Source organism: Streptomyces spororaveus (assembly GCF_016755875.1).
Lineage (GTDB): Bacteria > Actinomycetota > Actinomycetes > Streptomycetales > Streptomycetaceae > Streptomyces > Streptomyces spororaveus.
On record NZ_BNED01000005.1, the window covers coordinates 1055230 to 1068313 of the forward strand.

14 protein-coding genes are annotated in these 13084 nt (G+C 67.4%); 2 read left to right on the top strand and 12 right to left on the bottom strand.

The window, feature by feature from the left end; genetic code table 11:
• Positions 1-28 precede the first annotated feature (28 nt).
• The 10 genes from Sspor_RS07500 to Sspor_RS07545 form a co-directional block, all read right to left on the bottom strand.
• A complete protein-coding gene (locus Sspor_RS07500; protein ID WP_033215834.1) occupies positions 29-1075 on the bottom strand; it encodes a glucose 1-dehydrogenase in 1047 nt (348 codons plus the stop codon).
• A gap of 635 nt (positions 1076-1710) precedes the next feature.
• On the bottom strand, positions 1711-2004 hold the full coding sequence (locus Sspor_RS07505) for a hypothetical protein (protein WP_033215607.1): 294 nt from the start codon (positions 2002-2004) through the stop codon (positions 1711-1713).
• A gap of 887 nt (positions 2005-2891) precedes the next feature.
• Positions 2892-3716, bottom strand: coding sequence for a dihydrofolate reductase family protein (locus Sspor_RS07510; protein WP_202198333.1), 825 nt, complete (start codon positions 3714-3716; stop codon positions 2892-2894).
• A gap of 52 nt (positions 3717-3768) precedes the next feature.
• Positions 3769-4482 carry a GTP cyclohydrolase I gene (folE, locus tag Sspor_RS07515; protein WP_202198334.1) on the bottom strand — a complete coding sequence of 238 codons (714 nt, stop codon included), beginning with the start codon at positions 4480-4482 and terminating at the stop codon, positions 3769-3771.
• A gap of 147 nt (positions 4483-4629) precedes the next feature.
• The gene (locus Sspor_RS07520; RefSeq protein ID WP_202198335.1) at positions 4630-4992 is read right to left on the bottom strand and encodes a DUF488 domain-containing protein; all 363 of its coding nucleotides are present in this window, start codon (positions 4990-4992) and stop codon (positions 4630-4632) included.
• A gap of 42 nt (positions 4993-5034) precedes the next feature.
• A complete protein-coding gene (locus Sspor_RS07525; protein ID WP_237403728.1) occupies positions 5035-5511 on the bottom strand; it encodes a VOC family protein in 477 nt (158 codons plus the stop codon).
• 135 nt (positions 5512-5646) lie between these two features.
• Positions 5647-6129, bottom strand: coding sequence for a hypothetical protein (locus Sspor_RS07530; RefSeq protein WP_202198336.1), 483 nt, complete (start codon positions 6127-6129; stop codon positions 5647-5649).
• Positions 6126-7943, bottom strand: coding sequence for a glycoside hydrolase family 15 protein (locus Sspor_RS07535; protein ID WP_237403729.1), 1818 nt, complete (start codon positions 7941-7943; stop codon positions 6126-6128). The genes Sspor_RS07530 and Sspor_RS07535 overlap by 4 nt, the downstream gene beginning before the upstream one ends.
• Positions 7940-8419, bottom strand: a complete 480-nt coding sequence (locus Sspor_RS07540) for a universal stress protein (protein ID WP_202198338.1) — start codon at positions 8417-8419, stop codon at positions 7940-7942. Before Sspor_RS07540 ends, Sspor_RS07535 begins: the two co-directional genes overlap by 4 nt.
• Positions 8416-9507, bottom strand: coding sequence for a PP2C family protein-serine/threonine phosphatase (locus Sspor_RS07545; protein WP_202198339.1), 1092 nt, complete (start codon positions 9505-9507; stop codon positions 8416-8418). The genes Sspor_RS07540 and Sspor_RS07545 overlap by 4 nt, the downstream gene beginning before the upstream one ends.
• 475 nt (positions 9508-9982) lie before the next feature.
• Here Sspor_RS07545 and Sspor_RS07550 point away from each other — a divergent pair, with 475 nt between their 5' ends.
• Positions 9983-10279: a barstar family protein gene (locus tag Sspor_RS07550; protein ID WP_202198340.1), complete on the top strand. Its 297-nt coding sequence runs from the start codon at positions 9983-9985 to the stop codon at positions 10277-10279.
• Positions 10280-10359: 80 nt separating this feature from the next.
• Positions 10360-10866 carry a hypothetical protein gene (locus Sspor_RS07555; protein WP_202198341.1) on the top strand — a complete coding sequence of 169 codons (507 nt, stop codon included), beginning with the start codon at positions 10360-10362 and terminating at the stop codon, positions 10864-10866.
• A 36-nt stretch (positions 10867-10902) separates the two neighbouring features.
• On the opposite strand, the gene Sspor_RS07560 is transcribed toward Sspor_RS07555, so the two are convergent.
• On the bottom strand, positions 10903-11424 hold the full coding sequence (locus Sspor_RS07560) for a group II intron maturase-specific domain-containing protein (RefSeq protein WP_237403730.1): 522 nt from the start codon (positions 11422-11424) through the stop codon (positions 10903-10905).
• A 56-nt stretch (positions 11425-11480) separates the two neighbouring features.
• Positions 11481-12718 (bottom strand): IS3 family transposase gene (locus Sspor_RS07565; RefSeq protein ID WP_237403731.1). Its coding sequence is split into 2 segments (ribosomal slippage): positions 11481-12439 and positions 12439-12718, totalling 1239 coding nucleotides; the frame shifts between segments, so codons are not numbered across the junction.
• Positions 12719-13084 lie beyond the last annotated feature (366 nt).

Here is a 13084-nt window from a genome sequence, read left to right on the forward strand (position 1 = left end):
GCTAGGGCCTGCCTTCGGGTCTTGCCCGCTACAGGTCGATGACGACCTTGACGTCGTCCGGCTGCGGCGTGAACGCTTCTGCCGCGCGCTCCAGCGGCACCCGCCGGGTGATCAGGCGCTCAAGCCATGACAGGTCGGCCGTGGCCAGCGCGTCGGCAGCCTGGCGGTAGTGGCGCAGGTTGGCGTTGACCGAGCCCACGACCGCGTCGTTCTCCAGCACGATCTCCCTGTTGATGGCGCCCGCGTCCACGCTCACCCTGCGGCCGGCGGGCGACACACCGGTCAGGCACACCACCCCGTAGGGCGCGGTGCCCGTCAATGAGGCGAAGACGAGCTCGCTCGCGCCCGTGGCTTCGATGACGACATCTGGGCACACATCGGAGATGACCTGCTCAATGCCCTCGGCGTGGAAAGCGGCACCCAAGTCCCGTACCAGAGCGGGCTTGGGCCCTTCGGTCACCCGATCGAGTACATGAACCTCCAGTCCGCGCTGTGTGCCCAGGAGGGCGGCCAGCAGGCCGATGGGCCCCGCACCGGTCACCAGGGCGCGACGCGGCTCGAACCACGAGCGGGCACCGACACGCTCGACCTGTTCCCATGCCTTTGCCACCACGGTGGTCGGTTCCATGAGGACCCCGACGCGCTGCAGATGCGGCTCCAGCTTCACCGCGTAGCCGGCTTCCACGCACCACACCTGCGCGCCATATCCGTCGATCTCCTTGATACCGCGTTCGGTGTAGCGGCCGTTGCGGCACATGTCGAACTCGCCGCGTGCGCAGGCCCCGCACGGCTCAGGGTCCGGTCGGCGCACCACTCCGGCAACAAGGTCACCGGCCGAGAAGCCGCTGCCAGGTGGCGCCTGCCGCACCCGCCCGAGTGATTCATGCCCCAGTACCAGCCGCTCACGGCCCGGAGGAGCCCAGCCGTACTCGCCTCGGGCGATCTCCCTGTCCGTACCGCACACCCCCACCACCAGGCCCTGCACCAGCAGCTCGCCGGTCGCCGGGACGGGGTCGGGCACATCCCTCACCTCTAGGGATTCCTTCTCACCGGGCCGCACGGTCAATGCACGCATCGCCAACCTCATCCCCTCTCGTCCGTCGGCGCGTGAGGTCCGTACGTGCCGCTGCTTGACGTCTGTCCCGCCGTGGTCCTCCCGCTCAGAGCTTTTCAGCACCAGCCTGCCGGGATGGAGCGACACGTCCGTGCGCCGCTGTGCTGCCACCCGGAAGGGATGAGCAGCTCACGTGCTGGTGCGTGCGACGTGGGCCCGTTCCGCTTCATGAGCTGTCCATCGCTGTAGGGGTCACACCCATACTGGGAGACAGTTACCCGCGAGGATCCGGGTGAAGTCTGGTTGTCGCCTTACCTGGAGCGGGTGCGGCGGCGGGTGTCGAGACTGAGGAGTTCAAAGCTCGGCACTCGATACTCCGCCCCCTGCTGGACTACGGCAGGGGTTCATTTGGGGAGCCGGTTCGCACTGCTGCCGGCTGGCTCAGTCCGACGCGCTGGCGGACACTGTCCTGCCCCGCGGGACGCGACCTGGCAGGCGTAGGGGTCACCTGAAGGCACTCCGTCCCGTATCACGCACCGCTGCTGGGCGAAGCACACAAGGCCTGCGGATCCTTGCAGTCGCGGGCCACAGCGCGGCAGGGTGCGCCCGGCCGGCCGCGAGCGAGGTGCGGCAGTCTCCCTATGCGCCCGTGCCGCTCAGGAAGATGCCAGGCGTTCCCGCAGTTCATTGAGGTAGCCGTCATAGGCCGCAGCGACATCCTCCAGATCGATCATCGGAGGAAGGTCCATGACTGGCTGATGCTCGAGCAGGAACGCGGCCGTCTCTCGGACGACGAATTGCTCGGCGGCGCTGTCGACGCCCAAGTCCTTCAAGACGTTGGGGCTGGCCCGGAACCGGAACTCAGCCTCCCTCGCGTCTCCTGGGACCCGGAGCAGGTATTCGTGGTCACCCAGCGGCTGGACGCCGTAATCTGCAGAGTTATCGGACATATCGGCACTCTACTCGCAGGCGTGAGACCCATGCGCGCCAGCCGGAACTCGGCTGCGCGCCTGCGGATCGCGGCTAGTACTCCAGCCGGACTTTGATGTTTTGCCTGGTCAACGGCTTGGGTGTGGCTTGGGCGCACACCGTGTTTACTTTCTGCAGGTCGTCCTGAATGCCACTTGCTGGTCGGCGATTGTGTGGGCCGAGCGTGAAAGGGGAGGGTGTAATCGCGCGCGGTCGTCATGCGGGTCGATGTTCAGATGCGCGCGGCATCTCTCCTGGTGTGGGTGGGCGCGTTTTGCCGTGCGGAGCCAGTTCTCGCCCAGTCTTGCGCAGAACGGAGCGTACGAACATGCGCCGGCGCCAGTCCGATGATGACCAAGGCGGCGTCGGACGGCCCGAACCCCAGTACGGGCCGCCCCCAGTACCCCCAGTCACCACGGGTCGAGACCGTGGCTGGAACGAGAGCTGCGCCTGCTGCAGCCCACCGCGCGTTCCATCGGCGTCCTCGGAGGCTTCGGTCGGCTCGCCGCACTGCCGGCCCTGGGGCCTCCGGTCCGTGTGGCGACGACATGGCCGGGTTGGATGCGTTGCTGGTGGGATGTCGCAGCTGCCCAAGCAGCATGATGGCCATGGTGCGCCGAGCAGTTCGGGCGCTGCGGTGCTCCGACGCTGGGTTCCTGGCCGACTTTCGTGGCCATGATGGGCCGACGGCGATGGTTGATCACGTGAGGGCCAGCGGCCGTCTCGACGACACCCGCTGATTAAGGGTGGTTCGCGGATGCCCCCGGTGTCGCGGCTGCACGGCGCGTGCGGTGTTCGGAGGTGGGAGCAGGAGGCTCCACATCGCCGGCCCGCAGTCAGGCGTTCGACGGAACAACGGCGGCCTGCGTCAATTGGCCAGTGCTGGACGGCCGCGTGGCGTCCGAAGTCGGTAGCGGAGGAACAGATGTGAGTTCCGTCGCCGGGCGCTGATCAGGTCCGTCCACACCGGCTGGTTCGGCAGCAGTTCGAGCCCGGAGACGACTCCGGGACGGGGTGTGTCAGCCCGGCCGGCCAGCACTGGGGACGCCGTGAGGAACAGCTCGTCAAGCAGGCCCTCGCCGAGCAGGTATCCGATGAGCCGCGGTCCACCCTCGGTGAGCACCAGGGTGTGTCCCTGGACGCGGAGGGCCGCGAGGACGTCGGCCATTCTGAGGGCCGATCCTTCGACCGTGGTGAGTATCGCGCATGTCGGCGGCAGCCGTCCCTCCAGTCGGCTGGCGCCGACCGGGGTAGTGGCCACGAGCGCGCCCGACTGCAGCGCTGGATGCTCAGTGGGCAGATCTCCGCTCGCTGTGACGACGACCAGTTGTGGTCGGGTGGCGCGTCCCAGGCTGCGCCTTAGCTCGGCGAAGTCGGGTGCGGCTTGAGGGCAGACATGGTCGGGCGTCCACAGGTGGCGGGGTGTGGCCCGCAACGTGCCGGCTCCGATGAGGATCGTGTCGGCGCATGCGCGCAGCAGTCCCATGACGAAGCGGTCCGCGGGTTCACGCCCGCTGATCGCCGAGCCGGAGGAAGGGTATTCGGGACCGAGGGCGACCACTCCGTCAAGGGAGGTGACGAAGTTGGCGTACACGCACGGTGGGATGAAGCCCAGATCGCCGCCGTACGCCGTGGCGAGCGCCGCAGGAAGACCGAAGCCGGGTGGCCCTGCCTCCTCGTACAGCAAGTCCAAGGGGTCCAACGAACCTGCGTGTGTTCCGTCGGCGGGGTGTGCGGTGCTGTCTTCAGCCATGTCCGGCCAGGCCGCGTTGGCCGCACAACGTGAAGAATTCGCCCCGCAGTTGCGGATCCTCGTCGTAGGTACCCCGCCAGTGGGTGGTGCGGGTGCTGGACTCGATCTCGCGTACACCGCGCATCTGCGTACACAGATGCACCGCTTCCAAATGGACTGCGACGCCGTGCGGCAGCATGATTTGCTGCAAGGATTCGGCGAGTTGGTGGCCGATGCGTTCTTGCACCGAGAAGCGGCGGGCGAACAGCCGTACCAGCCTGGTCAGTTTCGAGAGCCCGAGGATGTGCTCGTGTGCGATGTACCCGACATACGCCTTGCCGAAGAACGGCAAAGCGTGATGCTCACAGAGAGCGAAGAACGGGATCGGTCCTTCGACGATCTGGCTGATCCGGCAGTCCGACCCACCATGGCATTCGGTCTCGAAGGCGGTGACCAGCTTTTCGTCGCCTTCGTACCCGCTCGTGGCGTCGAAGAGGGCGCGCAGAAAGCGGCGGGGTGTGTCGGCCGTGGCCTCTGACCCGACGGCCAGGCCCAGCGCCTCGAAGATCTCCTTGAGGTTGCCCTCGAACCGCTGCCACTCCTCCGGGGTGATCTGTCGTGGAGACACGGCCGCCCACTCGATCTCGTCCGTGACGGGTATGAGGCTTTCCCCGACCAGCCCCGCCACGGGCGGGGGACCGTTCATCTGCGGCAGCTGATCATTCATAAGCAGCTCCAAGATGCGAGATCACCGCTGGAGTCGATCACATCCATTATCGACTGATTTCCGCATGACTGCCTGAGAACACGAAGCCACTTCTCAGCGCAGTGGCATCGGGGCGATGCGTGCACCCCGGTGCCTTCATCCCGATACTCAGCTTCGGAGCATCTCGGCAAGCACCTCGGCTTCGCTGATCTCCGGATGCTTCGTTGCGGTGAGCAGCGTCAGAGGCCGGTCTTTGGCGAGGTCGCGAAGGTGCGCCAGAGCGTCTGCGTGTTCGGGATCCTTGAGCTCGGTCCGGTAGCGCCGGCTGAATTCCGTGAATCGCTCGGGGTCGTGGCTGTACCACTTGCGCAGTTGCGTGGACGGGGCGACTTGCTTGCACCACTCGTCGAGATGAGCCTTGTCCTTGGTCATCCCCCGGGGCCAGATCCGGTCGACCAGCACTCTCACGCCGTCACTCTGCGCCGGATCCTCGTAGACGCGGCGCACGTGTACCTTCCTACTACGAGCCATTGAAGGACCTCCTCGTGAGCCGGGTACTCGGCTTCCTCCGTGTCACACGTAGTAGCGAGTGATGATCTCGAGCCGCGCTACTTCGTCGGGCCCTGGATAGGCCACCAGGACCGGCAGGCCGCTGGGATCCCGGCCTTCGATGAGGGTGAATCCCTCACTCTCCCGGGTGTAGACGTGGTCGGAGCGGGCTCTGAGTACGCGCTCGCACCGCTGGAAGTCCTCAGGGCCGTCCGCTGTCCAGATGACGTACTGCGCCCCGACGTGGCCGACCGGGTGGGCGGCGTGGGGGCCGACGGCGCGGAGGTACACCTGGAAGCCGGCTCGGCCCACGAGCAGCGCGGCGGTGGTGGTGCGTACGGTGACCTTCATATTCAGCAGCTCTTGGTAGAAGTCCGCCGATGCGTCGTGGTCGTGGACGAACACCACAACCGATGCCAGCCGTGGCCCGCGCGTGTCCGGTCCGCTATCAGTCGGCTCCGAATCCGGGTCGCCGGGTGCCGCTTCGTGGGAATGGGGCATGAGGACCTTTCCTCCGTGACCGCGATGGCAGGCTTCATTGTTGTGCGGGTTCTTGGTCCTGATTCCACGCTACCGGGCCCGCGTACGGTCCGCCGTTACACGCTGGCGGCCCCTGGGCGATACCAGCCAGGGTGGTCAGCTTGGCCAGGCGATGAACCCTCCCACGATGGTGCCGTAGGCGAGGTGCGCGGCGAGGGTGACGATGGGTGTGCCCCGTCCGTAGTTGAGCATGAGGAAGCCTGGGGGTTCGAGCAGGGCGACATCGGGCGCGCTGGTCTGGGGTGAGCCCATGCGCGGGTGGACGAGGGGCAGCAGGATGTTGACGAGCGCGGTTGCGGCGAAAAGGCCGTGGACGAGGCCGAAGGCGGTGCCCAGCCACCAGCTGCTGTAGTCGATGGCGGCGAAGACCGCGTAGTAGAGCAGGGCGAAGATCAGTCCGTTGACGAAGTGTGCTCCATAGCCGAGGGCCTTGGCGCGGGTCCGGTCGCTGGTGAAGGCGGTGCCCAGGAGGAACGGCAGATCGATGCGGGTGACGTTGAAGGTATTGGCTGCCCGCAAGCCCGTGGTGAGGACCAGGGTGCCGACGAAGCCGCCCGCCAGCGCGGCCCAGATGCTCATCGTGTGGCCTCCCCGATCGCGCAGGCGGCGCTGATCAGGGCCAGGTGGGACAGGCCCTGGGGCATGTTGCCGAGGAAGGCGCCCGTGGTGGGGTCGATCTCTTCACTGTAGAGGCCGACCCCATTGCCGAGGGCCACAAGCTGGTCCATCAGGGACACAGCCTCGTCGATGCGGCCGCATCCCGCGAGGGCTTCGGCCAGCCAGAAGGAGCACGCGAGGAAGGCACCCTCACGGCCAGGGACACCGTCGGAGCCGAGGTAGCGGCTGACGTAGGGGCCCTCGCGGAGGGTCTCCTGGACGGCGGAGACGGTGCCGCGCAGGCGTCCGTCGTCTTGCGGGCGGTAGCCGTGCAGCAGGCCGAGCAGGAGGCTTGCGTCCAGGTCGTCGCTGCCGGCGGAGCGCATGTAGCTGTTGAGCCGCTCGCTGAAGCAGCGGGTTTCGACGAATTCGGCGATGGCCTGTCGTTCGCGCTGCCATCGGGCCGAGTGCCGGTCCGGGATCAACTGCCGCCTGGCCAGGTCCACGGCCCGGTCGAGGGCGATCCAGCACATCATCTTGGACTGGGTGAAGTGTTCCGGTGAGCTGCGGACCTCCCAGATACCCGCGTCGGGCTGCTGCCAGATGGTGCAGACGAAGTCAGCGGTCTCGGCCAGCCGGCGGGCGATGTCGGCATCGAGTCGATGGCCCGCGGTGGTGTAGAGCCACGCGGTCTGCAGCAGCTCCCCGTAGGTGTCCAGCTGGACCTGGCCTGCGGCTGCGTTGCCCACACGTACAGGCGTCGAGCCTCGATAGCCCGACAGGGGCAGGGCCTGCTCGGGTGCCCGGGTGCCGCCGTTGAGGCGGTACAGGACGTTCAGGTGGGGGTGAGTGAGCTGGGAGGCGTGCATGAGCCACCACAGGTAGCTGGTCGCTTCCGGCGCGCAGCCCAGCTTGAGGAAGGCGTCCAGGGTGAAGGCGGAGTCGCGGATCCAGCTGAAGCGGTAGTCCCAGTTGCGCTCCCCGCCCAGCTCCTCGGGCAGCGAGCAGGTCGCGGCAGCGGCGACCGCGCCGGAGGGGGCGAAGACCAGGAGCTTGAGGGCGAGGGCGCTGCGCAGTACGGCGTCACGCCACGGTCCGGTGCAGGTGCGGTCGTCCGACCACTGCCGCCAGGTCGCGGTGGTGTGGTCCAGGCGGGCTTCGCATTCGGCACGGGTGGGGAGCACCAGTGGTTCTTGGTATGCGTAGGGCAACGCGATCAGAGCCCGGGTACCGGATTCGGCTCGGAACCGGGCGGTGACGGAGTCGGCCGTGCACTGCGGGTGGCCGGCGTCCCAGGCACAGACGGCGACGGCTTCGGCGCCGCAGACGGCCACCGGTACGCCCGCTCGGCGCGCCACGATTGGTATGCGGGCGCCGTAGCCGAAGCGCGGCTGAACGCTCCAGCTCATTGGGACGCTGCCCGACAGGCCCTCGATCCGGCGGACGAGCTCCCGTCCGGGAGCCAGCGAGGCGGTGTCGGGGAGCGTGAGGGCGTCGGTCACGCGGACGGTCCCGCCTGCGGTGGTGAAGGTCGTCTCCAGCACATTGGTGCCGGGAAGATAGCGGCGCGCCACGGTGTGCGGCACATCGGGCCGCAGGAGAAAGCTGCCGCCGCGGGCCTGGTCGAGGACGGCGGCGAAGAGGGTCGATGAGTCCAGGTCCGGCCAGCTCAGCCAGTCCACCGCTCCGTCGCGGGCGATGAGCGCGACACAGCGGCCGTCCCCGATCGCTGCGTAGTCCCGTAGCTCTGCGTAGCCATCCAGTCGTGTCGGCGCGGTGGCGACCGAGTCATTCACGATGTCCGGTCCGGCTGCCCGCCGGGCACGACGACGACGGGCAGATGGGCGTTGTGCACGACCTCGGTACTGGTGGAGCCCAGAGTGAGGCGCCCCCATGCGCCCGAGCCCCGGCTGCCGACCACCAGGAGGCAGGCGTCCGCGCTCGCGTCCAGCAGGACCTGCGACGGGCGGCCCGGCTCAACCCTGATGTCGACCTCCACCGGCTCGCCGCCGACCTGTCCCCGGGCCTCCTCCACCGCCTTGGTGACCGCTTCCAACGTGCTGTCGCGCAGCTGCGTATCCAGATCGTGGAAACCGGAGGCGGCAAACCACTCGAGACCGCTGTACCGAGTGGTGAAGTCGTACGCGCATACGGCGCGGAGGCCGGTCCCGCGCAACTGCGCCTCCTGAAAGGCGAAGCGCAGGGCCGGCCCGGACTCTGGAGAGCCGTCGGCGCCGACCACGATCGGTGCGGGAGGAGCGGCGTTCGTCATAGCGGGTGCCTCCAAGCCGAGTCCGGTGCTCCTGTGGAATCGCTGTCGGGTGCTGTTCTGCGGACCACGAGGGCGGTGATGTCGTCCCGCTGCTCTCCTGCGGTGTGGCGGCTGAGGTCTTCGGCCAGGTAGTCGGCGACCCGCCAGGAGGAGATGTGCTCCAACGCCTCCAGGCGCTCTGCAAGGGGATAGAAGGCTCCGGTGGCGTTGCGGGCCTCGGTGACACCGTCGCTGCAGCTGATCAGGGTGGCGCCCGTTGGGAACGGGAACCACGCGACGGTTCTGGGTTCGGAAGCGAGGTCCGCCAGACCCAGCGGTACCCCGGGGTTGCCGAGCGGCACGGGAGCGACCGGACCGGCCTTCAACAGGTGGGGTGGAGGGTGGCCGCAGTTGACGGCCTGTGTTTCGGTCGAGGAGTCGACGCTCAGGATGAGGGCGGTGACGAAGCGTTCGGGCTCGCCGGTCTGCTGGGCGAAGGCGTTGTGCCGGACCACGGCCTGTTCGAGATAGTCCACGAGCGCGGTGAGGGTCGGCTCACGCGGAGCGGCCTCACGGAAAGCGCTGAGGACGGCGAAGGCGGCTCCGATCGCGGGCAGGCCCTTGCCCTGGACATCGCCGAAGAGCAGCCGCGTGCCGTAGGGCGAGGCCACCGCCTCGTAGACATCTCCCCCGACCAGCCTGTCCGCCTCCACCGGCAGGTACAACCCGTCGACGATCACCCGGTCGGTGAGGATCGGCAGGGGCCGCAGCATCTGCCGTTGCAGAGCGACCGCCGTGGACCGGACCCGCAGCAGTTCCCGCTCCCTCCGGATCCGCCAGTGGCAGCTCACCACGCACAGCACGCCGAGCACGACTGCCAGCAGCATGACGATCCCGTAGTCGTACGACGCGGGCAGGGGCCGGTACAGCAGAACCGCGGTGATGACGATCAGCACCCAGCCCACCGCGTAGGCGGTCTGCCGCACCGTGCCGACGACCGCCGGGAACGCGGGAAGCAGGATCAGCAGGGGGATGAGCCGCACTGTGCTGTCGTCGATCGTCAGCTCCAGCAGCACGACCGGTACGGTCGCCGCGACCACATACGCCATCGGAGCTCTGACGCCACCTCCGGGAGATGACTCGGCATCGTTCCCGGAGCGCGACATCAGCGGCGCGCCGGGCGTACGGGCCGCCACACGCCGACGTATCACCCATTCAGACTCCCGTGGTCCACTCGCCGCCGCAAGGCGACGGGCTTCCTGTCGCTCCGCCACGAAGAACCGCTGCTGAACGGCACAGCACTGATGCCGAGTGTGCAGCACGCTTGGACCACGCGGTGGTCACGAATCCAGCGGCTATGGATGGACGAACGACCAGCGCATCGACGCTGCTGAGGCCGTCAGGTCAGTGAGCCTCCGCCAACTTGAAGTCGCAGGTCAAAGGGCTGGTGTGACCGACGCTCTCGATAGTCGTACTGGTCGTGGGCGGAAGTCTGCGGAGAAGATCGTCCGTCAGCAGCGTCGAGTCTGAGCCTGGCCCGTTGATTGATCAGTGAATCCTGGCGAGGCTGGCTAGTCTGCTGCGATGACAGACAGCGAGCTGATCATTGACCTGCGCGGTCGGCTGATCGAGACACTCAACGACTTCTGGGACGCGGTGAGCGAGCCGTGCGGACTGCCGGCGTGGTTCGGACGGAACCTGGACGCGTGGTCGGACACGATCGAGACCCGGGGCATCTCGGAGGTGATCGACAGCCACGACATCCTGATCGTGCATGTCGACCAGCAGGGTCTCTTCGACGGGGACCGGCAGGATGCCAACATCTTGGCCGGCACGTTTGACGGGGAGCAGAACCAGCTCGTGGTCCATAGGCTGGCCTGACGCGGGCGACAGATGAAGCAGGGAGCTGAGCTGTCCCGTTCTTGCTCGCTGCAAATCGATGGCCCTCTACGATCCGGTGCATGCTGGATCCCGAGCTGCTGGAACGGATCACCGCACGGCGTGCGGAACTGGACGAACTCGAAGAACTACTGACCAAACAGCTCGCGGAAGTGCGGGCCGAGCGGGACGAACTCGCTGTCGCTGAACGTGTCCTTGAACGGATGACCGGGCAGCTCGCCGAGGAACGTGCCTCCGCCAGGCCAATGGCCGGGCAGGTGGGCGGCCGGGCGGTGATGTTGATCCCACACCGCGAACCGGGCGTGGAGGAGGACGCGCTCCCGTGGGACTACCAGCGCATCATCGCCGCCGTGCGGCAGGCCGCCGGACCGGTCATGGCCCGCGAGGTCGGCGAAGCAGTGGGGGTGGACATCAGCGTGAAAGCCAAGCTGGAACCGCTACGCAGCAAGCTGGTCAGACTCGTCGACCGCGGTTGGCTGCGCAAACTGCCCAACGGGCGCTTCACCGCCCGCCTGTGCCGAGTAGCCGAGGGGAATCTCACCCCTCGGCTCTCACAGAACCGTGCGTAAAAGTCGCCCTTTACACGGCTCTTGTCGTCCTGGTCATCAGACCGTTACGGCACCTGCGGTCAGCCGCCAATGGGCGAACATGCGGGGGTATCGCCGGGCGATCTCCTGCATCTTCGCGATGGCCTTCCGCTTGGCCGCGAGCCGTTTGTACTTCTGGCGGATCCAGCGCACCAGGTAGGCGTTGATGCGCATCATGAGGGGCTGCAGTTCCCACGGCCTGAAGCGGCTGTAGTAGTTGAGCCAGCCCGCCACCACAGGGTTAATCCTGCGGGCGAGCTCCTGGAAGGACAGTTCCGAGCGGGTGTGCAGGTGCCAGGACCGCAGCTCCCGCCCCATCTTTTTCAGAGCGTCCTTGCTGACCGCCGGGTCGAATCCCAGGAACAGGTTCCCGTACCGACTCCGGTTCCTCCTGGCGTGGAACGTGTACCCGAGGAAGGTAAACGAGGTGTGCTCGTAAGCGCCACGTCGGTGACCGTCCTTGCAGTAGATGATCCGGGTCTTGTCCGGGTGCAGCTGCAACCCGACTTCGACCATCCTGTCCGTGAGCGCAGCCAGCACCTGGCGGGCCTGGCGCTCGGAAACACTGTCAAGCCCCGGGTTTGATGGAGACTTCGTTAGCTGGTTTTCTGGAGTGACGTAGGGGGTTCGACCACGAGGTAGTGGGCGGCCTCGTGTTCGGCGGGGGTGATGTGGCCGAGTTCGCCGTGGAGACGGCGCTGGTTGAACCAGTCGATGTACTCGGCGACCGCGATCTCGACGTCGTTGATGCCGGTCCACGGACCCTTGTTGCGGATCAGCTCGGCCTTGAACAAGCTGTTGAACGCCTCGGCCAGGGCGTTGTCGTATGAATCGCCCTTGGACCCGACCGAGGCCACTGCGGCCTCCTGCTCGAGGCGTTCGGTGTAGCGCAGAGCCCGGTATTGGACGCCTCGGTCCGAGTGGTGGGTGAGGCCGGCGAGGTCGGCGCCTGTGCGCCGGCGGCGCCAGATGGCCATCTCCAGGGCATCGAGCGCGAGGTCGGTGTAGAGGCTGGTGGCGACCTGCCAGCCGACGACCATGCGGGAGAAGACATCAATGACGAAGGCGGCATAGACCCAGCCGGAGAACGTTCTGATGTAGGTGATGTCGGCGACCCACAGCTGGTTCGGCGCATCCGCGGTGAACTGCCGCTCGACCAGGTCGGCGGGCCGGCCGGTCTCGGGTGCGGGGCGGGTGGTGCGCGGGCTCTTGGCCCGGATCACCCCGCGCAGACCGGCCGCGCGCATGAGGCGCTCGACCGTGCAGCGGGCCACCTCGAATCCCTCACGCAGGAGGGCGGCGTGGACCTTGCGGGCCCCGTAGACACCGTAGTTCTCGAGGTGGATGCGGCGTATCTCCCGGGTGAGCTCCTCGTCGCGCAGGCTGCGGGCCGAGGGCGGACGGCCCGCGGCGGCGTAGTAGGTGCTCGGCGCGATCGGCGCGTCCGTCTCGGCGAGGACGTCACAGATCGGCTGGACGCCGAACAGGTTCTTGTGCCGGTCGATATAGGCGACCTTCATCGCAGTGGACGGTCCAGCTCCGCGGCGAAGAAAGCCGACGCGGACTTGAGTATCGCGTTCGCCCGCCGCAGCTCCTTCACCTCCCGTTCCAGCTCCGCGATCCGGGCGGCCTCTGCGCTGGTGGTTCCGGGCACGAGTCCTTCGTCGGTCTCGGCGCGCTTGATCCAGCCGCGCAGGGCCTCGGGGTGCACATCGAGCTGGTCGGCGATCCGCTTGATCGTACCGGCCCTGCCGGCCGGGTCCTTACGGGCTTCGACCGCCAGACGCGTCGCACGCTCACGCAGTTCGTCGGGGTATCTACGGGGAGCAGCCATAAACGGCATCCTTCCGGGTCTTCGATGTCTCCATCAAACCCGGGGCGGTTCACTCCGCCGCTGCGAGCGGGTACTCAAAGCGTGGTCTGCCCATAGGACGACCAGGAATACTCAAGGGTTCACTCTCGTCGAAGTCCGCGATCCCAGCGGCTTGCGGGTGATGGCCTACCCTGCCCGGACGAAGTCGCACGGCTTGAAATCATCGCCCGCTACTATTTGTGATTCCCTCCTACACCCACGTTTATGGAGGCCAGCCATGGCCCGAAGGTCAGAAAGCGGTCTGCCGGATATGACCTCCGGCCGAGGGCGACGGGGCCAGAGTGCTGGTCGACCGAGCCTGGTCCCGAGGGCTGACCAAGCAGGAGC